We start from the raw sequence: 22072 nt of genomic DNA on the forward strand, positions 1-22072 counted from the left end.
ATCTGTTCCATTCCTTATGCTGCATCCAATATGAAGCAGCTGATGGATAATGCGGATATGGCGCTGTATCAGGCGAAGCATAGCGGTAAAAATAAAGTCATGATCTACTCCATCGGTGAGGTGGAAGATACGCGTACCAACCAGATGGAAACCGGAACAGGCTATCGTGAGGGCAGTTACTCCGAATATGCATCTACAATCTATGCTCTGACAGCGGCTATCGACACAAAGGATCACTATACGTTTAACCATTCTAAAAATGTAGCGGAATATGCCACAAAACTGGCGAAGGCCTATGGTCTGAACAGTGAAAGTGTATCCATCATCCATGAAGCGGCATTGCTCCATGATATCGGTAAGATCGGCATTCCGGAAAATATTCTGAATAAGCCCGGCAGACTGGAAGCAGAAGAATATGAAGTTATGAAAGAGCATGTGGAAAACTCCATCGGCATCATTCGTCATCTGCCTTCTCTGGACTATGTAATCCCTGCAGTTATCGGTCATCACGAAAGATGGGACGGCAGAGGATATCCCCGCCGCATCGCAGGGGAAGATATTCCTCTTTCTGCCCGTATCCTTTGTATTGCAGACTCCTTTGATGCCATGGTTTCCCGACGCTCCTACAAGGATGCCTACGACACCGAACATGCATTGCGCGTTGTAAGAAGTGAGGCCGGCAGACAGTTTGACCCTCAGCTGGCAGAATTGTTTGTGACATTGGTGGAAAATGGTACGATCAAGGTTTTGAAGAATGAATAAAACGATGATTTGGCAGAACAGACCGGATCATCGTTTTTTTTGTGAAAAATATCTTTAAAAGTGCCTGTTTTTCCTTGAATACAGGCATATTTTTTTCTGAGGAAAGATTGCGTACAAAGGGGTGCAGTGCTATAATATACTGTTGTACGTAAGAGGAAAATAAGACAGGATCGGAGTAAATTTATATGAAGCAGAATATTGAAAATATCAGAAATGTAGCCATCATTGCCCATGTTGACCACGGTAAAACCACACTGGTTGACCAGCTCCTGAAACAGAGCGGTATCTTCCGTTCCAATCAGACTGTACAGGAAAGAGTTATGGATAGCGGTGATATTGAAAGGGAAAGAGGGATCACGATCCTTTCCAAAAACACAGCGGTAAATTATGGTGATATGAAAATCAACATTATCGATACACCCGGCCACGCAGACTTCGGCGGCGAAGTAGAACGTGTACTGAAAATGGTAGACGGCGTTGTTCTGGTAGTAGATGCTTTTGAAGGCCCTATGCCCCAGACAAAATTCGTTCTGCGCAAAGCGCTGGAACTGAACCACCCCGTAGTGGTTTGCGTAAATAAAATTGACAGACCTGAAGCACGTCCTGACGAAGTGATCGATGAAGTTCTGGAACTGTTCATGGAACTGGATGCAAACGACGATCAGCTGGATTCTCCCTTTGTATTCGCTTCTGCAAGAGGCGGCTACGCTTCCGAAGATTCCTCTGCAAGAGAAGGGGATATGAAGCCTCTGTTTGAAGCAATCATCAACCACATCCCTGCACCCACAGGCGATATGGAAGCCCCTGCACAGGCACTGATCTCCACCATCGACTACAGCGAATATCTGGGTCGTATCGGTATCGGTAAGATCGAAAACGGCACACTGAAAGTAAACGACGAAGTTGTCGTTCTGAATATGCATAATGCGGAAACACAGAAAAAGGTAAGAATCACAAAACTGTACCAGTTCGAAGGTCTGCAGAGAGTAGAAGTAAAAGAGGCATCCGTTGGTAATATCGTAGCCCTGAGCGGTATCGAAAATATTGCCATCGGCGATACCATCTGTTCTCCCGAAAAACCTGAAGCACTGCCTTTTGTAAAAATTTCCGAACCTACACTGGCAATGAACTTCTCTGTAAATGACAGCCCCTTTGCAGGTCAGGAAGGCAAATACGTTACTTCCAGACAGATCAGAGACAGATTGTTCAAAGAATTGAACACAGACGTCAGCCTGCGTGTAGAAGATACAGATAATCTGGACAGCGTAAAAGTTTCCGGCAGAGGCGAACTGCACCTGTCCATCCTGATCGAAACACTGAGAAGAGAAGGCTATGAATTCCAGGTTTCCAAACCTGAAGTTCTGTTCAAGGAAATCGAAGGCAAGAAATGCGAACCCATGGAAGCGGTGACTATCGACGTTCCCGAAGAATTCGTTGGTAACGTTATCGAAAAACTGGGTTCCAGAAAAGGTGAAATGACAAATATGTATCCTGCAAAAGGCGGTTATACCAGACTGGAATTCTCCATTCCTGCCAGAGGTCTGATCGGCTACCGCAGTGAATTTATGACAGATACAAAGGGCAACGGCATCCTGAACTCTCTGTTTGATGGCTATGAACCCTACAAAGGTGATATCGTGACACGTTCTCAGGGCTCTCTGGTAGCTTTTGAAAGCGGCGACGCAGTAGCATACGGTCTGTTCAATGCGCAGGAACGCGGTGACCTGTTCATCGGTGCGGGCACAAAAGTATATGAAGGTATGGTAGTCGGCAGAAATGCGCGTTCCGACGATATGGATATCAACGTTTGTAAGAGAAAACAGCTGACAAATACTCGTGCATCCGGCTCCGATGAAGCACTGAAACTGACACCCCATATCGTTATGTCTCTGGAACAGTGCATGGAATTCATCAGTGATGATGAACTGCTGGAAGTAACACCCAGCAGCCTGCGTATGAGAAAGAAAATTCTGGATAACACACAGCGCAGAAAAGCAAGAAACCGCGCAAACAGCTAATAGAGTTGAATTTTTGAGATTGAGATAGAAAAGAGGTGCAGTCATGGCAGCAAGAACAAAGAAAAAAAGCGGTGGCTTTATCAAACAGGCAGCAATTCTGGCGGCGGCCAGCCTGCTTGTGCGCTTTTTGGGCTTTGTATACCGTTTGCCCCTGACAAACATGATCGGGGACGAGGGGAATGCGATTTATGCCGGCGGGTATTATATTTATACCTTCCTGCTGATTCTGTCCTCGGCGGGTCTGCCTGCGGCCATCTCTAAAATGGTTTCCGAGCGAATCGCTCTGAAACAGTATCGAAATGCCCATAGGGTATTTCATGCGGCGCTGATCATCTCTACCACATTGGGCACGGTCTTTGCCGTTATCATGGGCTTGGGGGCGCAGAAGCTGGCGAATCTGATCGAGATCCCGGACAGCTATTTTTCCTTGCTGACCCTTTGTCCCACACTGGTCATTGTGGCCATCATGTCTGTGTTCCGCGGTTATTTCCAAGGGATGCATACCATGGTGCCTACAGCCATTTCCCAGATCATCGAGCAGGTATTTAATGCCTTTTTCAGCGTGTATCTGGCGTGGGTATTTTTGAGCGTGAACGTGCCGGAAGGCATGACGGAAAATATCCCTCTGGCTTCGGCCGGCGGTACCATGGGTACCGGCATCGGTGCATTGGCCGGTCTGATCGTGGTGGTTTTTGCTTATTCCCTCATCAGAAAATATCTGCTGTGGCGTGTAAACAGATGCAGACAGCCTTATGAAGAATCCAAGCGTGAACTGATCGGTAAAGTATTGCAGACAGCATGGCCTATCATTGCGGGCACAGCCGTATTCAGTATCACCAATCTGATCGATATGGGGATGGTCGTAAATATTCTGCAGGATACAGGATTTTCCTATGCAGAATCGAAAGCATTGTATGGTCAGCTTTCTGGTAAGTTTGTAACGCTGACCACTTTGCCCGTAACCATTTCCACAGCCATTGCCACGGCAGCACTGCCCAGTATTGCGGCATCCGTGAAACTGAAGGAAAAGAAACAGGTACGCCGTAAAATGGCTCTTACATACCGTATTTCCATGATCATTTCCGTGCCTGCGGCAGTGGGCATCAGTGCGCTTGGCCCTCAGATTCTGGCAATGCTGTTTCCCAGTGCCAGCGACGGCGGTATGCTTCTGACAGTGGGCGGTATCTCTATCATCTTCCTTGCCCTGTGCCAGACTTCTACCGGCATCCTGCAGGGGATCGGTCATATCAAAGTGCCTGTAGTCGGTGCAATCCTTGGTGCTATTACGAAAGTCATCCTGAATGTACTGCTCATCCGTATTCCTTTTATCAATGTATTGGGTGCGGTGTTGTCCACAACAGGCTGTTATCTGGTAGCCGGCGTGTTTGACGTGATCATGCTGAGCAGACTCACAGGGACGAAGTTTGACTTCGTGGGCAGTTTCCTGAAGCCTGTCATCGGTTCTATTGCTATGGCGGCAGGTACCATTGGCAGCTACAAGCTGTTCTTTGAACTGATTGGAAGCAATACCATTGCCACACTGCTGGCGATCTGTGTAGCCATTGCCGTTTATGGTCTGGTGATGCTTCTGATCAAAGGTATTGTAGAAGAAGATCTGCAGGCAGTGCCCGGCGGCGGCAAACTGACAAGAATTCTGAAAAAACTGAGATTATTATAATTTGAAACAATAAGAGGAGCGTTTGAAAAAAGGAACGCTCCTTTTTTACAAAACAGGAAAAGATGGTGCTTCAAGCAGAGCTTATAAGCACAGACAACAAAGCAGAGCTTTGTTATCAGAGGTGAGTTTATGTTTGATATTCAGGAAGAATTGAAAAAACTGCCCCAGAAACCGGGGGTATATCTGATGAAGGACGCCGATGGACACGTGATCTATGTGGGGAAGGCGGTCAATCTGAAAAACCGCGTACGGCAGTATTTTCAGAGCAGCCGAAATCATACGGTAAAGACCCAGTCTATGGTGCCGAATATTAAGGAATTTGAATATATCGTAACGGATTCCGAGATGGAAGCATTGTTGCTGGAATGTAACCTCATCAAGAAATACCATCCCTATTACAATATCCTGCTGAAGGATGATAAGACCTATCCCTATATCAAAGTGACGGTGCAGGAGGATTTTCCCCGTATTTTCATTACCCGCCGCATGGAGAAGGATAAGGCGAAGTATTATGGCCCTTTTACGGACGTTCTGGCGGCAAAGGAGACGGTGGAAACACTGCATAAACTCTTTCCTATCCGAAAGTGCAAGAAGGTCTTTCCAAGGGATATCGGCAAGGAACGTCCCTGTCTGAATCATCATATCGGTCAGTGTCTGGCTCCCTGCAGCGGCAATGTGCCCAAGGAGGAATATCAGGCCTATGTGAAAGATGCCATGGATTTTCTGGAAGGCAAGCATGACGGTATTCTGAAGAAGATGGAAGCGGAAATGCTGCAGGCGGCGGAAGATATGGAGTTTGAAAAGGCCGCATCCTTAAGAGATAAGATCCGCTCTATCCGCAGTGTGGCGGAACGGCAGAAAATCAGCAATACAGGTCTTGGGGATGCGGATGTCATTGCCTTTGTCCGTGCTTTTGAGGAATGTCTGGTGCAGGTGTTCTTTATCCGCGGCGGAAAAATGACGGGCAGAGAGAACTTTACCCTGACGGCTTTTGAGGAACAGAGCAGGGCAGAGATCCTGACGGCATTTGTAAAGCAGTTCTATAGCGGTACGGCCTATGTGCCCAAGGAGATCATTCTGCAGGAGGCTCTGTTGGAGGAAGAAACCCAGCTGATTGCCGACTACCTTTCCGAAAGAAGGGGCAGCAAGGTGACGCTGACTGTGCCTGTGAAGGGCGAAAAGCAGAAACTGGTGGAACTGGCTCACAGAAATGCCATGCTGATTTTTGAACAGTTCGGCGAAAAACTGAAACGAGAAGAACAGCGTACCAAAGGTGCCATGGAAGAGATCCGAAAGGCGCTGGGGCTGGAAGGGAAACTGCAGCGAGTGGAGGCTTACGATATTTCCAATACACAGGGGTTTGAGTCTGTTGGTTCCATGGTGGTTTTTGAAGATGGCCGTGCAAAAAACAGCGATTATCGTAAATTTAAAATCAAAACTGTTATTGGCCCCAATGACTATGCTTCCATGCAGGAAGTAATCACCCGCAGACTGAATCATGCTGTCAAAGAAAAGGTAGAAGGAAAGACAACAAGCTTTACCCGTCTGCCTGATCTGATCCTGATGGATGGCGGCAAGACACAGGTGCATGCAGCGGAGGAGGTATTGTTGGCCTTTGGCATGGATATTCCTGTCTGCGGCATGGTGAAGGATGATAAGCACAGAACAAGAGGCCTTCTGTTTCGGGGAGAAGAGATCCAAATTCCGCTGACTTCAGAGGGGTTCAAACTGGTGACAAGAATTCAGGACGAAGTACACCGCTTTGCTATCACTTACCATAGAAAACTGCGGGATGAAAGAAATCTCCATTCTGTTCTGGATGATATCAAGGGGATCGGCGAAGTGCGCAGAAAAGCGTTGATGCGCTATTTTGGAAGCATTGAGAAAATCGCAGAGGCGGAGGTGGCAGATCTCTTGGAGGCAGAGGGAATGACCATCCCGGCGGCAGAGTCGGTATATCTGTTTTTCCATCAGGAAGAATTGCAAAACCGCTGATTTTCGGTTATGCTATACTCAGATAAGAATTGGCTTTTTGAAATATAGAAAGGATGAAGTGTATGTATTCTGCGGAACTGGCTAAAATCGTAGAGGCATTTCAGCTTGAAAATATATTGCCTGAAATTTCTTTAGAAGGACGCGCTGTTAAAAAAAGAGAGATCAACAGACCGGCACTGCAGCTGGCAGGTTATTACAAAAGCTTTGACCATGACCGTCTGCAGGTGATCGGGCGTGTAGAACATGGTTATCTTTCCAGCCTGTCGGAGACAGCCAGAAGAGAGGCGCTGTATAATCTGTTCAGTTATCGTGTGCCCTGCCTAATCATTTGCAAGGGACAGGAAGTGTTTCCTGAAATGCTGGAATATGCCAGAGAATTTGATGTGCCCGTTTTCCGTACAGAACAGCTGACCACGGATTTCACAGCGGAACTGCTTTTCTGGCTGAGAGAAGAACTGGCAGACCGTGTGATGCTTCATGGGGTGCTGGTGGATATTTATGGGGAAGGCGTTCTGATTACAGGTGCCAGCGGCATCGGTAAGAGTGAAACTGCGCTGGAACTGATCAAAAGAGGTCATCGTCTGGTGGCAGATGATGCGGTAGAGATCAAAAAAATTGCGGACAGAAGACTGACCGGTTCCTGTCCTGAAATCATCCGTTATCTGATCGAACTGAGAGGGATCGGCATCATCAATGTAAAGGAACTGTTTGGTGTTGGTTCTGTTATCAGTAAAAAAACCATTGACCTTGTCATCAAACTGGAATTCTGGGATGAAGGTGCTTGCGGTGCCCATTATGACAGACTGGGTTTAAATGAAGAATATATTGAAATTCTGGGGAATAAGGTACAGTTGAATACGATTCCTGTACGTCCCGGCAGAAACATAGCCATGATCTGCGAATCGGCAGCCATGGCCAATCGACAGAAAAAGATGGGGAAGAACACGGCGCAGGAATTCGCAAATCGTATTGGCAAATAATGAGGTGAAACTATGGAGAATTTGATACAGGAACTGCAGGCAGTGCTGGGGGAAGAAGGACTGAAACTGCAGGAACCCATGAAAGAGCATACCACATTCCGTGTGGGCGGCCCTGCAGATCTTTTTCTGATGCCAAAAGATGCAGAAGAACTGAAGGGTGCCATTGGCATTCTGAGAAAATATCATATGCCCGTGATGGTCATCGGCAACGGCAGCAATCTGCTGGTGCGTGATAAAGGGATCCGCGGCGCAGTCATCCAGATCTACAGCCGCATGGCGGATGTCACTGTGGATGGAGAGATCATCGAAGCAAGAGGCGGCGCTCTGCTGAGTGCGGTGGCTGCAAAGGCTGCAGATGCCGGTCTGACGGGCATGGAATTTGCCAGCGGTATCCCTGGCAGCATTGGCGGTGCGGTTGTGATGAACGCAGGTGCTTACGGCGGAGAAATGAAAGATGTACTGGTCAGCGTGGATGTGCTGACAAAAGAACTGGAAGTAAAAACCATTCCGGTAGGGGAACTGGAACTGGGTTATAGACACAGCATCGTGGCCGAAGCAGGATATATCGTTCTGGGGGCAAAGATGAAACTGGAAAAAGGAGACGAAATGGCAATCCGCGGCCGTATGGCCGAACTGGCAGAGCAGAGAAGGGAAAAACAGCCACTGCAGTATCCCAGTGCAGGCAGCACGTTCAAACGTCCTGCAGGCTACTTTGCAGGCAAGTTGGTGCAGGATGCCGGCCTGAAGGGCAAAACCATCGGCGGTGCCCAGGTATCTGAAAAACATTCCGGTTTTCTGATCAATATTGGCGGTGCAACTGCGCAGGATATTCTGGATCTGATTGCTTTCTGTCAGAAAGAAGTAAAAAATCAGTTTGGTGTTGCGCTGGAAACAGAAGTAAAAATTGTTGGGGAAAAATAAACAAGAGATAAAGAAAAGTGAAGGGACGGCGAAAGCGTATGAGATTTGTCATTGTAACGGGTATGTCCGGGGCGGGAAAAACCTCTGTACTGAAATTTTTGGAAGATATCAATTTCTTCTGTGTAGATAATCTGCCTCCTGCATTACTGCCGAAGTTTGCTGAGCTGTGCTATGAGCAGGAAGGGGAAATTGAAAGAGTTGCCATGGGGATCGATATCCGCGGCGGCAAGCTGTTTAATGATCTGTTTGAAGTGCTTTCTTCTTTACAGGAAAAAGGTTATGAATATGAGATCCTTTTTCTGGATGCTTCCGATGAAGTACTTATCAAGCGTTATAAAGAAACCAGAAGAAGTCATCCTCTTTCCAAAAACGGTTCCATCCATGAGGGGATCCAGAAGGAAAGAGAAATGCTGCGGGATGTAAAGGCGAAGGCCACTTATATCATCGATACCAGCCAGGTTCTGACCAGACAGCTGAAAGAGCAGATCAACGGTATCTTTGTGGAAAATAAAAACCATGAAAATCTGGTGATCACCATTCAGTCCTTTGGGTTCAAATATGGCATCCCTACAGACAGTGATCTGGTGTTTGACGTGCGTTTCCTGCCGAATCCCTTTTATATTCAGGAGTTAAAAGAATTGACAGGGAATGATGAGCCTGTCAGCAGTTATGTGATGAATTTTGAAGAAAGCCAGCTTTTCCTGCGTAAATTGCTGGATATGGTGGAATTTCTGATCCCTCTGTATATCAAAGAAGGGAAAAATAATCTGGTCATCAGCATTGGCTGCACCGGCGGCAAGCATCGTTCCGTTACATTGGCCAATGCGCTTTATGCCGCTTTGGGACAGGAAAAACACATGCTGCTGCTGCAGCATCATGACATAGAAAAGGATGCAAGACATAAAAAGTAAGCAAAAAATGGATTTGTTATGATTTTTGAAAAGGAGGGACAAATTTGTCATTTTCGTCTAAGGTAAAGGGTGAGTTGTCCCTTCATTTGGGAAATGGGAGACATTGTCAAATTGCAGAAACAGCGGCTATTGTAAATATCTGTGGTCATATTGCTGTTTTTGGGGGGCGTTTTTGTTTAAAAATGCAAACAGAGAATTTTATCGTCGCGAAAAAGTGCTTTACATTATTGAAAAATACTTTTAATATTATAGCGGACGTATCGGTCAGAAGCAGTGGACGCAAGCACATTTATACTGTGCTTATTCAAAATTTTTCTCAGGCTGAAACTATTCTGAAAGCAACAGGAATGTTAACAGCAGAAGAAGGACAGATTAAATTGAAGAAGCGGATCTATCCTCCCGTGGTCAGCAGTGTTTGCTGCCGCAGAGCATATATTCGCGGAGCATTCATTTCTGTTGGTTCGGTCAATGACCCTGAGAAGAACTATCACATGGAATTTGTTTTGGCAGATAAGTTCGTTGCTGAGCAACTGCGAGAACTGATCAACACCTTTGAACTGGATGCAAAGGTAGTGGAAAGGAAGGACCACTATGTTGTGTATCTGAAAGAAGGCGAGCAGATCGTGGATCTTTTGAATGTAATGGAAGCGCCCCTTGCGCTAATGGATCTGGAAAATGTCCGTATCGTTAAGGAAATGCGTAATGACATCAATCGAAAGGTCAACTGCGAGACGGCAAACCTGAATAAGGTTGTTGGCGCAGCAGTGAAGCAGTTGGAGGATATTGACTACATCGAAGAAACCATTGGACTTTCTCAGTTGCCCGAACAGCTGGAGGAAATAGCCCGTCTTCGGTTGGAATATCCTGACAAAAGTTTGAAAGAACTTGGTTCTTTCTTGTCTACACCGGTTGGGAAGTCCGGTGTAAATCACAGGTTGCGTAAAATCAGTAATATCGCTGAAATGCTTAGAGAAGGTAAAGGTGAATTAGAATGACACAGAAATCCATCGTAATCAAATCCGCTCTGGATGCAAGACAGGCTGCTTATTTCGTGCAGACAGCCAGCAAATTTGAAGCAGAAATTCATGTAAGTGTTGACGAAAAGAAAATTAACGCAAAAAGCATCATGGGTACAATCTCCCTGAATATGCAGGAAGGCCAGAATGCTGTGATCACAGCAAACGGGGCAGATGAAGCTACAGCAGTGGAAGCACTGTCTGCAGTACTGGCATAATCGATTGATATTGTTTTTATTGTACATATGAGAAAAGAGCCCTGCAAAACCTTGTGTTTGTTGGGCTTTTGATATTTTGTGTCTGTTTTCGGAAGGGGAACGACCGAAACAAAATTTTTCGAAAAACACTATTGACAAACAAGACCGAGGTGATATAATAACCATATTCAAAGACAAAAACCAATGATTAAGAGGAGTAGCCTTTCAAATCAGCTTTCAGAGAGCCGCGGATGGTGGGAGCGTGGCAGCAGGAGGATCGGTGAATGGACTTATGAGGGCGGCCGAAAGCGTGAGCAAGTAGCAGCCGACGGGGAGCGCACCCGTTATCAGAGCGAGACTGTATGGCTGTACAGTGATATGAGCGGATGAATTTTCATCAATTTGGGTGGTACCGCAGGATTTTCAAGTCTTGTCCCTTAGGAATATGGGATAAGGCTTTTTTTATTTCTTACGGAAGAGGAATAAGCTCATAGAAACAGCAGAGACGAGACGAGAAAAGAAAGAAGAAACAAAACAAGAACAGAAAAGGAGCGATAATTATGAAAAAATTTATGGCAATGACAATGGCAATGGTAATGGCGGCAATGGCACTGACAGGCTGCGGCGGTGGTGATGCGGCAAGTGGCGATATCCCTGTGATCGGCATTTCTCAGTATGGCCAGCATGCATCTCTGGATAACTGCAGAGAAGGCTTCCTGTTAGGTCTGGAAGAAGCAGGTCTGGTGGAAGGTGTTGACTTCGAAATCGATTACCAGAATGCAGGGTTTGATGATAATATTGCAACACAGATCGCCCAGAATTTCTCTGCAAATGATGTGGCTCTGATGTGTGCCATCGCAACACCTTCTGCAACAGCATGCTACGCAGCAGCAGAAGACAAGGATATTCCCGTTATCTTTACAGCGATCACAGACCCTGAACAGGCAAAACTGACAGGCGGTAATATCACAGGTACCAGTGATAAACTTCCTATTGAAGCGCAGCTGCAGCTGATCCGTGAAATGCAGCCCGATGCAAAAACAATCGGTATCCTTTACACAACAAGCGAACCCAACTCTGTTTCTGCAGTAGCAGAATATCAGGAAAAAGCGCCTAAATACGGTTTCACGATCGAAGCAATGGGCGTTATGACACAGGCTGAAGTAAATCAGGCAGCAGATACGATGATTTCCAAAGGCATTGACTGCATGACAAACCTGACAGATAATAACGTAGTAGGCGTTCTGCCTTCTATCCTGGAAAAAACAAATGACGCAGGCATCCCCGTATATGGTTCCGAAATCGAACAGGTAAAACTGGGCTGCGTAGCTTCCGCAGGTATCGAATATGTTGGTCTGGGCAAACAGACAGGTGCTATGGCAGCAAAAATCCTGAAAGGCGAAGCAGCTGCAGCAGATATGCCTTATGAAACAGTAGAAGCATTTGAAATCTATGTAAATCCTGAAGCAATGGCAGCAATGAATCTGAATGCAAAAGTAGAAAATGCCATTGATGTAACAGCAGAATAATCGATCTGCATAGAAAGAGGTCATAATTATGATGGACTTGATCATCAGTACAGCAACGCAGGGCTTTATTTATGCCCTGCTTTCCTATGGTATCTATATTACTTATAAAATCCTTGATTTTCCTGATCTGACGGTAGACGGCAGTTTCCCTCTGGGGGCGGCTATCACAGCAGTGCTTCTGGTAAAAGGTATGAATCCTTTTGCGGCATTGATCGCGGCTATGCTGGTAGGTGCTGTGGCTGGTCTGGTCACAGGGGTGATCCATGTGAAATTCGGCGTGAGAGATCTGCTGGCGGGCATCATTACCATGACAGCCCTGTTCTCCATCAATCTGCAGATCGCAGGTTCCAATCTGGCGGTAGAACGTGCCATTGATACGGTCTTTACATCCGGCCCTATCATGGCCATCATGGGTGGTTCTTCCCTGATGCTGCGTAAATTCGTGATGTCTCTGATCGTAGCAGTTCTGTTCAAATTGATTCTGGACTGGTACCTGAGCACGAAGAGCGGTATGCTGCTGAGAGCAGTTGGTGATAACAGCACTTTGGTCACAACACTGGCGAAGGATAAAGGCACAGTGAAAATCCTTGGTCTGGTCATTGCCAATGCTTTGGTGGCATTATCCGGCGCAATGGTATGTATGGAGCAGAGAGCTTTCTCCAGCACAATGGGTACCGGTCAGATGGTATTCGGTCTGGCGGCGGTTATCATTGGTACAACTCTGTTCAGAAAAATGAGTTTTGTCAAAGGTACAACAGCTGTTCTGGTGGGCAGTGTGTTCTATAAAGCATGTATTCAGATAGCAATCAGTCTGGGTCTGCCTGCAAACCTGATGAAACTGGCAACAGCGGTGCTGTTCCTGTTGGTTCTGGTTCTGGGCAACAGACAGAAGGGTGGTGCGGAAAATGCTTGAGTTGAAACATATCAAAAAAATCTATAACCCCGGCACGATTTCCGAAACACTGCTGTTTGATGATTTCAATCTGACAGTGCCCGATGGGGAATTCCTTTCGATTGTAGGCAGTAACGGTTCCGGGAAAACATCCATGCTGAATATTATCTGCGGCAGCATTCCCATTCAGAGCGGTGAAGTTCTCATTGGTGGCAAGGATATTGCAAAAATGAAGGATTTCCAGAGATATCGCACCATTGGCCGTGTGTATCAGGATCCTTCCGCAGGCACATGTCCCAATCTGACCATGCTGGAAAATATGTCTCTGGCCGACAACAAGGGTAAACCCTTTGGTCTGGGCAGAGGTGTCAATAAAGCAAGAGAAAATTATTATAAAGAACAGCTTTCCATTCTCGGTCTGGGGCTGGAAAATAAAATGAACGTAAAACTGGGGGCTCTTTCCGGTGGCCAGAGACAGGCAGCGGCACTGATCATGGCAACGCTGACACCAATCGAATTTCTGATTCTGGACGAACATACGGCAGCCCTTGACCCTAAAACAGCGGATATCATCATGGAGCTGACAGATAAGGTCGTAAAAGAAAAGAAACTGACAGCCATGATGGTGACCCATAATCTGCGTTATGCAGCGGATTATGGCAGCCGACTGATCATGATGGATAAAGGCCATATTGTACTGGATAAAGGCAGCGAAGAAAAGAAAAATACGAAAGTAGAAGATATTCTGGACATCTTTACAGAAATCAGTATTGAATGTGGGAACTGACAAAAAACCCTCAAACCAAATGGTTTGAGGGTTTTTATATGTTATCTTCTGCGTCTGGAAGAATTTCTTCTTCTGCGTCTGTTTTTTCTGCGTTTCTGATACTGCAGATATCCGATGGTACGGGTGATGCAAACCAACAGGATCAGAACAAGGAGAAAGATTCCGACACTGATCCCGACTTTTTTCAGGATCCCTGTGAAAGAGGAAGCATCCAGTTCTTCTTTTTCTGCATCTGTCAGTTCCGCAACCGCATCCTGCGCTACCAGATCGACGGTTTTCAGCAGTTCTCCGTGGAGAGAAATGTTTAATGTACCGATGGTCTGTCCTGCTTCCACAGGGGCTGCTACGCTTTCAGGAACCTTTGTTTCAACAGTGATATCGGAAATATCCGTACCCTTGGGCAGGATATGATAAACATCCTCTGCGGGAGCAGCGGTAATGGTACCGCGGTCTACAGTTTTTTCCTTATAGGTCTCTGTGACTTTTATAGTGACCATGTGGTCTGCGGCAGAAAGGATCTTTGCAGATTCGTAATGGTCAAAGCCATAGTCAAAGAGGGCGGCGGTATCTGTATAGTGGTCGGCGCCGTTACATTTCATAACAACGGCGATCAGCTCCATACCGTCTCTTCTGGCATAAGTCACCAATGTGTTCAGGGCTTCGGTGGTGAAGCCTGTTTTGCCGCCGATGGCATCTTTGTAATAATACAGAGAATTTTCGTTCAGCATCTGATGCTGTCCGTGCAGATAGCGCACCTCTGTCTGTTTGTTGGTAGGTGGAATTTCATAATAGGTTTCGCTCATCATGGAGCGGTATTCTTCGTGTTTCAGCAGTTCTTTTGCGATGAGAGCCATATCGTGGGCAGTTGTATAATGGTTTTCGTTATGCAGACCATTGGCAGTCAGAAAGTTGGTGTTCTTGCAGCCCAGTTCCTTTGCCCGTTCTGTCATGTGCTTTGTGAAAGCCTCGATGGAGCCGTCCACATATTCTGCTACGCCGTTGGAGGCTTCATTGGCGGAGCGCAGGATGATGGCTCGCAGCACCTGTTCCAAAGTCAGAGTTTCGCCTTCCTGAATGGCAATGTGGGCACTGCCGGATTCGATGGAATAGATGGCATCGTGGGAAAAGGTGATCTCGTCAGTCAGTTTGCCATGCTCCAAGGCCAACAGGATGGTCATCAGTTTGGTGATGCTGGCAGGAAACATTTTCTGGTCAGCGTTTTTGTCATATAAAATTTCACCGCTAGCAGCATCCATCAGAACAGCGGTTTCCGCAACGATGGCAGGGGCAGACTGATTTGGGGTTGTTTCCAGGGTCACTTCTTCTGCAAAAGCGGAAAAAGTAGGGAAGATTATGGATAAAGCCATTAAAACTGGCAGAAATCTTTTTTTCATGGGATTCTCCTGTCATTCTTTCGATAAGTGGTTTGAAAATTTATGTCAAATGTGATAAACTACAATAATAGTGGATAATTCTGTGCATACAATATTAGGTCACAATAAATTATTATATCATATTTATTAAAAAAGAAAAAGAGGTTTGGATGAAAGTTGCGTGAAAAAACCTTGAACAGAAAACAAAAGAAGGAGAAGTATAAGTTTCTGGCAGTAGTCGTGCTTTTTCTGGTCAGCGGCATCTGGTACAGCCATAGTTTTTATGGTGGTATGCTGGATATGGGCAGACAGATCGCTGCAGAGGAAATCGGCGTGGCAGAAGGAAAACAGATTGCGGCGGAAGATCTGCTGGAGAAAATCAATATCAATACTGCGACGGCAGAGGAACTGATTTCTCTTTCTGGTATCGGGGAAGGGCGCGCAGCGGATATCATAGCATATAGAGAAGAAAATGGAACATTTGGCCGGATCGAGGACATGATGAGAGTGCCCGGTATTGGCGAAAAAACGTTCGAGGAGATAAAAGAACGGATCACAGTGGGAGAATAAGGAGGCTTCAAAATGGCTTATCAGATTTTGGTAGTGGACGATGAGAAACTGATCGTCAAAGGCATTAAATTTTCTTTGGAACAGGACGGTATGGAAGTCACAACGGCCTATGACGGGGAAGAGGCTCTGCAGAATATCAAAGAAAAGAACTTTGACCTGGTGGTATTGGATGTGATGCTGCCCAAGATGGACGGTCTGGAGGTTTGCCAGCAGACAAGAGAATTTTCTCAGGTGCCCATCATTATGGTAACGGCAAAGGGTGAGGATATGGACAAGATCATGGGGCTGGAATATGGCGCTGATGACTATATCACAAAACCTTTTAACATTCTGGAACTGAAAGCAAGGATCAAAGCGATCCTGCGCCGCAGCGTAAAGAAAACAGCAGCGGCACCGGAAGCAAAACATTCTCTGAAGGCGAGAGAATTGGAACTTTCCTTTGACAGCAGACGTGTTTTTGTCAGCGGCAGAGAAGTGAATCTGACAGCCAAGGAATTTGACCTGCTGGAACTGCTGATGGAAAATCCCGGCAAGGTTTACAGCAGAGAAAAACTGTTGGATACTGTCTGGGGGTTTGATTACCCCGGTGATGTCAGAACGGTAGATGTGCATGTGCGCCGACTGAGAGAAAAAATCGAGGCTAACCCGAGCGAGCCCAAATATATCTTTACAAAATGGGGAGTTGGTTACTATTTTAATGAATGAGAACCTGTGGAAAAAAACACCGTTTCTTTCTCTGCGATGGATCCTGTTGGCGGCCTATGCCTTGGCAGGGATCATTCCTTTGCTGCTTCTTGCCAGCACCATGCTCCATTCAGTACAGGATTATTTTGTGGAGGAAAGGAAGAAAGAACTGCTGAGTCAGGCGAATGTGATTTCCGGTCAGCTGACTTCTTCCGGCTTTCTGTTTAATGAAGAAAACAGAGGGGATATGGAAGAGATCATTCTGGAGACCAGCCAGAATGAAGGGTATCGTGTGCTGATCCTGGATTCCTCTTATGTGGTAGTCTATGATACCGGATATGAGGATATCGGCAAGACATACCTGCTGCCGGAAGTGGTGCAGGCTATGGATGATAAGGATACCGCGAAGGAACAGGACAGTGGTGTCGTTTATGCGGCGGCTTCTGTCATGGGGCTGAGCAATCAGCGCAGCGGCGTTGTTCTGATCGTAGACGGTATGAAGAATGTACAGGATATCATCGGGGATATCGGGCGGGAAGCCTATTTGCTTCTGGCCTGCATTGTGGTATTGCTGTTTATCATCATGGTCGTGGTATCTAAGGTCTTTACAGAACCTGTAAAAAATCTGATCGGCATCATCAAGGAAATGTCGGAAGGACATTTTGAAAGACGTGCCAAAGTGGAACAGCGGATGCATACGGAACTGGTCGACCTTGCTCTGGCCTGCAATCAGATGGCAGACCAGCTGGAAAAGGTAGAATCCACTCGTCAGCAGTTTGTATCCAACGTATCCCATGAATTAAAAACACCGCTGAGTTCTGTGAAAGTTCTGAGTGAATCTATTCTGCTGATGGAAGATGTGCCTAAGGAAATGTATGTGGAATTCCTTCACGATATCAATTCCGAAGTAGACCGTATGACAGCGATCATCAATGACCTGCTGACATTGGTAAAACTGGATCAGAAGGAGATCCCCCTGAATTTCAAGGAGATCGATCTGAATCAGCTGATGGCAGGGATCAACAAACGTCTGCAGCCTTTGGCAGATGCAAAGGGCGTTTCTCTGGAAGCGGATTATCTGAAAGAGATAACTGCGGATGCAGATGAAATGAAACTTTCTCTGGCAATATCCAATCTGGTGGATAATGCTATCAAATATACGCCGGAAGGCGGTACGGTCAAGGTGACATTGAATGCAGACCATCAGAATGTCTTTATTACTGTGGCAGATACGGGGATCGGTATTCCCGAACAGGAAGTAAGCCGTATTTTTGAACGATTCTATCGTGTAGACAAAACAAGAGACAGGGAGACCGGCGGTACAGGTCTTGGTCTTTCCATCACCCATGCTACCATTATGATGCACAAAGGCAGCATTAAGGTGAACAGTAAGGAAGAAGAAGGGACGACCATTCTGGTGCGTATCCCTTTAAAGCAGCAGCCTGCAGCGCAGGCATAAAGGAGGTAACCAAATGGCACTGCGAGAAACAAAAATCCGAAAAGCCATCGTCATGATCATTGTATTGATCGTGCTGGTTCCCTGCGCTTTTTTGCTGTATGATTCCATCATCTCTTCCGGTGAGGAAAAAGTGGAGTTTTATTATATGTCCAATGAAGGCGTGATGCAGCCGACAAAAAAAGAGATCCGCGGAGAAAATACGGAGGATATCCTTGTGACAACGCTGAATACGCTGAAAAATGACACAACGGCAGAAGGAATGCTGCCTTCTATTCCCAAAGAGATAGAATTCCTTTCGGTCGGCGTGGTAAATAACAACGCAGTCGTTGATGTATCAAATGGATATCATCGAATGAAAAACACAGAGGAAGTCATCTGTCGGGCTTCGATCGTCTGGACGCTGACTTCTCTGGATTTTATCGAAGGGGTTGTCCTGACGGTAGAAGGGCAGCCGTTAAAAAACAATAACGGGCAGGAATTTGGCCCTATGAACCGCAGCAATGTGGTCATTGAACCGGAAATTTCTGCAGAAACAACGGAATATGCGATCCTGACCCTTTATTTTGCCAATAGTGATGGTACAGACCTGATCACAGAAGAACGCGTCATTGAAGTAAATGCAAACCAGACCAGTGAGAAAACAGTTCTGGAACAGCTGATCGCCGGTCCTGAGGAAGTGAATGCACAGCGCACCGTTCCGATGGAAACAAAGATCAAAGATGTAACGACGACAAATGATGGCATCTGTTATGTGAATCTGAGTCAGGATTTCGTGGCAAAGCATGTTGGCGGCGAAATGGCGGAAAAACTGACGATCTATTCTATCGTAAATTCTCTTTGTGAATTGGATCATATCGAAAAGGTACAGTTCCTGGTTGAAGGGAAAAAGGTAGATAAATTTAAGGAAAGTCTGGAAATCAAAACACCTTTTGCAGCTATCAGCAGTGTGAAAACATTGGGGAAAGACCGGGAGTAAAAGGTATGAAAAGGGCGGCTGCTTGGGCAGTATTGTTTACGGTTTGTGGTATTTATATGAGACTGGGCAGATCAGAATTGATCTGTCTGGTCTTTTTTGGGTTTTTTCTGTTTTTCCTGTTCCGATTTGTGATAAAAACGGGAAACAGAAAATATCTGCTGTTTTTGCTGTTTGGGATCGCCGGTTTTCTTCTGGCAGGGCAAAGCGCAGAAAAAGAAACAGCAGAAACCCTCCTTGGTGGTATCGTGGAAGCGGAAGGCGTGATCATAGAAGCTGGACAGACAGATGCAGGCAATCAGAAATTGAGCATCCGATGTGATCTGGAGGATGGAACAGGTGCAGCGCTGCAGGATAGAAAACTGTACGTGATCTGGTCAGGAGAAAAACAGTTTCAGGCGGGAGAAAGCGTTGCTTTTACGGGAAAATTAACGCCTTTTTATGAAGTATCTGTTCCCGGCGGATATGATGAGGATCTGTACCTGCGGACAAAGGGGTATGAAGGAAAGATGTATCCCGATGAAATGGAATATCTGGGAGAGGATCATTCGCTGTTTTCTTTTTTGGCAAGAGCCAGAGCAAAATTGCATGGAACACTGGACAGCATTTTGCCTGTCGGGGAAAGCGGTATCATGAAAGCCATGCTAACGGGAGATAAGGAGGATATCCCCGAAGAAAGCTATCGCCTCTATGCAAGGGCGGGGATCGTTCATGTTCTTTGTATTTCGGGGTTACATATGTCTGTGCTGGCGTTGTATGTATCCTTTTTCATGGAAAAGATACTGAAACAGCCAAGGAGAGTTTCGGCCATTGCAACTATGATGGCGGCACTGTCCTTTTTGCTGTTTATCGGCTTTACGCCATCAGCAGTCAGGGCGGTGACGATGATCTGTGTAGTGATGACGGCGAGGGTGTTGTTTCGCAGCCATGACAGACTGAATGAAATCGCCCTTGCGGCACTTCTGATTTTGTATATTGAGCCGTTATATCTGTTTCATATTGGTTTTCAGTTATCTTTTGTGACGGTACTGGGACTTTGTATTGCGGCGGAACAGATCGAACGAAAACCTGCAAAAGAGATGATATGGAAAGACATTCTGCGGGATAGCCTGCGGTTTTCTTTGTATGCATCTCTCTTCAGTTTTCCGCTGGCGGCCTATTATTTTTACTATATCTCTCCGGCGGGGATCCTGGCCAATCTGGTCGTGATCCCGCTGAGCGGCCTGTTGCTGGGGTTTGGACTTCTGAGCGCTTTTCTGGGAATGCTGTGGGTGCCTTTGGGGGTATTTGCCGCAGGCAGTGTTTATGGGATCTTGAAAATATTTGAAATGGCCTGCACTTTCCTGCTGTATCTGCCCTTTGCATATATTCCGGTGGGGCGGCCGACGGAACTGGTCATCCTTCTATATTATGTGTTACTTTTCTTCTGGCTGAAAGGTTCCGAAAGAAAAGGCAGCTGGAAGAGAGCAGTTGTACTCTGCGTTTTGCTTTGGTGTGCTGTTTTTGAAAACCAGCTGTTTCGAAAGGAAACGACCATCACCTTTCTTGATGTTGGTCAGGGAGATGCGGCAGTGATCCATACATGGGAAGGAAGGACATATCTGGTAGACGGCGGCGGAAAATATGGGAAGGAATTTGGCGAAAATGTCGGCAATACGGTGCTTTTGCCTTATCTGGAGTTGCTTGGTGTTTCAGAGGTGGAGGGAGCCTTTCTTTCTCATCCGGACAGCGACCACATGACAGGATTACTGGAAATCGTGGAGTATATTCCCATCAAGGGCTTCTATCTTGGAGCATATCCCTATGAAGTTACAAAAGATTTGGAATTTTTAAAAGAAATACTGGAAAAATACCGAATAACGCTGTATACTGTGGATGATAGGAGCCGTTCGTCTGATGGTGCATGGGACTGCCTTGCACCTGCTGCGGATATTTCTTTTGCAGAAGACGAAGATAATCATGGCTCCATGGTATTGAAATATACGGTGGGGGATACGGAAGTCCTGTTTACCGGGGATCTGTCTTCGGAATGTGAACAGATCCTGTTGAATACGAATGCGGATGTTTCTGCAGATATTCTGAAAGTTTCCCATCATGGTTCCAAATACAGCTCAGGTCAGGATTTTCTGGCGGCGGTGGCTGCAAAGACAGCCGTCATTTCCTGCGGAGAAAAGAATATATATGGACATCCCCATGAGGAAACACTGGAGCGTCTGACGGAGGCGGGAATGAAAATTTACCGTACCGATGCATGCGGTAGCGTGCAGGTAACGCTGAAAGGGGATGGCTCATTTACGATAGAAACGATGGCGGAAAGGGAGCCGTTATATGAAAGAGTTAAAAAAACAGTGGAAAAATGGTGAGTTTGGTCGTTGCTATCTGTTTTTCGGCGCAGAAACTTATCTGATCAAAGATTATGAAACGGCTTTGACAAAGGCGATCCTCCCCGAAGGGACAGAGATGATGAATCACGATATCTTCGAGGAAAAGCGTGCTACAGCGGCGGCTATTATGGATGCGGCGGAAACTTTTCCGTTTCTGAATGAGAAACGACTGGTAACGGTCAGAAACAGTGAATTTTTCCAGAAAAGTGGCAGAAAGGAAGAAGCCGAACGTCTGAAAGGATTTCTGGCGGATCTGCCGGAAAGCGTATGTCTGCTGTTTGTAGAAGAAAAGGTTGAAAAAACCAGTGCTTTGTATAAGGCAGTGGCCAAATATGGACAGGCGGTGGAATTCAAGAAACTGACAGAAAAGGATCTGTCTGCCTGGGTCAGAAAGGTATGCAAGGATAACGGCATGCAGATGAGCGAAAGCGTGCTGGGATTGTTCCTGCAAACCGTTGACCACGATATGGAAAATATCGAAGGGGAACTGATGAAGCTGATCGCTTACAAAGGTGATGAGAAGGAGATCAGAGCAGAAGATATCCGTGCCGTTTGTACGGTTTCGCTGGAAGCGAGGGTTTTTGATCTGGTAAAGGCTGTGGCGGAAAAACGGCCGGAAAAGGCGGTGCAGATCTATCGCACCTTGCTTTCCCTGAAGGAATCTCCGTATATGGTGCTTTCTCTCATCACCAGACAGTTTCGATTTATTCTGGAAACAAAACTGCTTTCGGAAGGCGGGTTGTCCAATGATGCGATCGCTGCAAAACTGGATATCCGTGATTTTGCGGTGAAGGAATATCTCAGACAATCGAAACGCTTCCCTGCAGAGGTTTGGAAAGCGGCTATGCGGGATTGTCTGGAAACCGACCTGAATATCAAACTGGGTAAAGCCGCAGAGGAAACTGCGGCAGAATTGCTGATCATCAATTATGCAACAAAGTGA

The 22072-nt window shown here is 46.3% G+C and carries 19 protein-coding genes and 1 other annotated feature; of the genes, 18 read left to right on the top strand and 1 reads right to left on the bottom strand.

Translation table 11 applies throughout. The annotated features are described in order from the left end of the window. From ACJMLT_RS07495 to ACJMLT_RS07550, 12 genes are all read left to right on the top strand, one after another. The coding region (locus ACJMLT_RS07495; protein ID WP_405728867.1) for an HD domain-containing phosphohydrolase at nucleotides 1-762 on the top strand (762 nt) is incomplete at its 5' end. Nucleotides 763-947: 185 nt separating this feature from the next. Next, nucleotides 948-2780, top strand: a complete 1833-nt coding sequence (gene typA, locus ACJMLT_RS07500) for a translational GTPase TypA (protein WP_405728870.1) — start codon at nucleotides 948-950, stop codon at nucleotides 2778-2780. Between the two features lie 43 nt (nucleotides 2781-2823). Further along, nucleotides 2824-4458, top strand: a complete 1635-nt coding sequence (locus ACJMLT_RS07505; RefSeq protein WP_405728873.1) for a putative polysaccharide biosynthesis protein — start codon at nucleotides 2824-2826, stop codon at nucleotides 4456-4458. 129 nt (nucleotides 4459-4587) lie between these two features. Further along, nucleotides 4588-6453 carry an excinuclease ABC subunit UvrC gene (gene uvrC / locus ACJMLT_RS07510; RefSeq protein ID WP_405728876.1) on the top strand — a complete coding sequence of 622 codons (1866 nt, stop codon included), beginning with the start codon at nucleotides 4588-4590 and terminating at the stop codon, nucleotides 6451-6453. Nucleotides 6454-6515: 62 nt separating this feature from the next. Beyond that, entirely contained in the window at nucleotides 6516-7433 is a 918-nt protein-coding gene (hprK, locus tag ACJMLT_RS07515; protein WP_405728879.1) for an HPr(Ser) kinase/phosphatase, read from the top strand. Between the two features lie 12 nt (nucleotides 7434-7445). After that, nucleotides 7446-8354, top strand: a complete 909-nt coding sequence (gene murB, locus ACJMLT_RS07520; RefSeq protein ID WP_405728882.1) for a UDP-N-acetylmuramate dehydrogenase — start codon at nucleotides 7446-7448, stop codon at nucleotides 8352-8354. 38 nt (nucleotides 8355-8392) lie between these two features. Continuing rightward, complete coding sequence (rapZ, locus tag ACJMLT_RS07525) at nucleotides 8393-9265, top strand: RNase adapter RapZ (protein ID WP_405728885.1); 873 nt, start codon at nucleotides 8393-8395, stop codon at nucleotides 9263-9265. Nucleotides 9266-9309: 44 nt separating this feature from the next. After that, entirely contained in the window at nucleotides 9310-10260 is a 951-nt protein-coding gene (gene whiA / locus ACJMLT_RS07530; RefSeq protein WP_405728888.1) for a DNA-binding protein WhiA, read from the top strand. After that, nucleotides 10257-10499, top strand: coding sequence for an HPr family phosphocarrier protein (locus ACJMLT_RS07535; RefSeq protein WP_405728891.1), 243 nt, complete (start codon nucleotides 10257-10259; stop codon nucleotides 10497-10499). The genes whiA and ACJMLT_RS07535 overlap by 4 nt, the downstream gene beginning before the upstream one ends. 174 nt (nucleotides 10500-10673) lie before the next feature. Beyond that, nucleotides 10674-10919, top strand: a binding site (T-box leader). A gap of 119 nt (nucleotides 10920-11038) precedes the next feature. Next, complete coding sequence (locus tag ACJMLT_RS07540; RefSeq protein ID WP_405728894.1) at nucleotides 11039-12007, top strand: ABC transporter substrate-binding protein; 969 nt, start codon at nucleotides 11039-11041, stop codon at nucleotides 12005-12007. Between the two features lie 31 nt (nucleotides 12008-12038). Beyond that, nucleotides 12039-12920 (top strand): ABC transporter permease, encoded by an 882-nt coding sequence (locus tag ACJMLT_RS07545; protein WP_405728940.1) that lies wholly within the window; start codon nucleotides 12039-12041, stop codon nucleotides 12918-12920. Continuing rightward, nucleotides 12913-13686, top strand: coding sequence for an ABC transporter ATP-binding protein (locus ACJMLT_RS07550; protein ID WP_405728897.1), 774 nt, complete (start codon nucleotides 12913-12915; stop codon nucleotides 13684-13686). Before ACJMLT_RS07545 ends, ACJMLT_RS07550 begins: the two co-directional genes overlap by 8 nt. Before the next feature lie 41 nt (nucleotides 13687-13727). Here ACJMLT_RS07550 and ACJMLT_RS07555 read toward each other — a convergent pair whose 3' ends face one another. Further along, nucleotides 13728-15080, bottom strand: a complete 1353-nt coding sequence (locus ACJMLT_RS07555; RefSeq protein WP_405728900.1) for a D-alanyl-D-alanine carboxypeptidase family protein — start codon at nucleotides 15078-15080, stop codon at nucleotides 13728-13730. Between the two features lie 171 nt (nucleotides 15081-15251). On the opposite strand from ACJMLT_RS07555, the gene ACJMLT_RS07560 reads away from it, so the two are divergent. From ACJMLT_RS07560 to holA, 6 genes are read left to right on the top strand one after another with little or no spacing between them, the layout of a single operon-like run. After that, on the top strand, nucleotides 15252-15629 hold the full coding sequence (locus ACJMLT_RS07560; RefSeq protein ID WP_405728907.1) for a ComEA family DNA-binding protein: 378 nt from the start codon (nucleotides 15252-15254) through the stop codon (nucleotides 15627-15629). Nucleotides 15630-15641: 12 nt separating this feature from the next. Continuing rightward, nucleotides 15642-16334 (top strand): response regulator transcription factor, encoded by a 693-nt coding sequence (locus ACJMLT_RS07565; RefSeq protein WP_405728910.1) that lies wholly within the window; start codon nucleotides 15642-15644, stop codon nucleotides 16332-16334. Then, nucleotides 16327-17772: a sensor histidine kinase gene (locus tag ACJMLT_RS07570; protein WP_405728913.1), complete on the top strand. Its 1446-nt coding sequence runs from the start codon at nucleotides 16327-16329 to the stop codon at nucleotides 17770-17772. The genes ACJMLT_RS07565 and ACJMLT_RS07570 overlap by 8 nt, the downstream gene beginning before the upstream one ends. 13 nt (nucleotides 17773-17785) lie before the next feature. Continuing rightward, complete coding sequence (locus ACJMLT_RS07575; RefSeq protein ID WP_405728916.1) at nucleotides 17786-18748, top strand: GerMN domain-containing protein; 963 nt, start codon at nucleotides 17786-17788, stop codon at nucleotides 18746-18748. Between the two features lie 5 nt (nucleotides 18749-18753). Beyond that, nucleotides 18754-21108 (top strand): DNA internalization-related competence protein ComEC/Rec2, encoded by a 2355-nt coding sequence (locus ACJMLT_RS07580; protein WP_405728919.1) that lies wholly within the window; start codon nucleotides 18754-18756, stop codon nucleotides 21106-21108. After that, the gene (gene holA / locus ACJMLT_RS07585; protein WP_405728922.1) at nucleotides 21074-22072 is read left to right on the top strand and encodes a DNA polymerase III subunit delta; all 999 of its coding nucleotides are present in this window, start codon (nucleotides 21074-21076) and stop codon (nucleotides 22070-22072) included. Before ACJMLT_RS07580 ends, holA begins: the two co-directional genes overlap by 35 nt.

It is taken from the genome of Anaerotignum sp., from assembly GCF_045122575.1.
Classification (GTDB): domain Bacteria; phylum Bacillota; class Clostridia; order Lachnospirales; family Anaerotignaceae; genus Anaerotignum_A.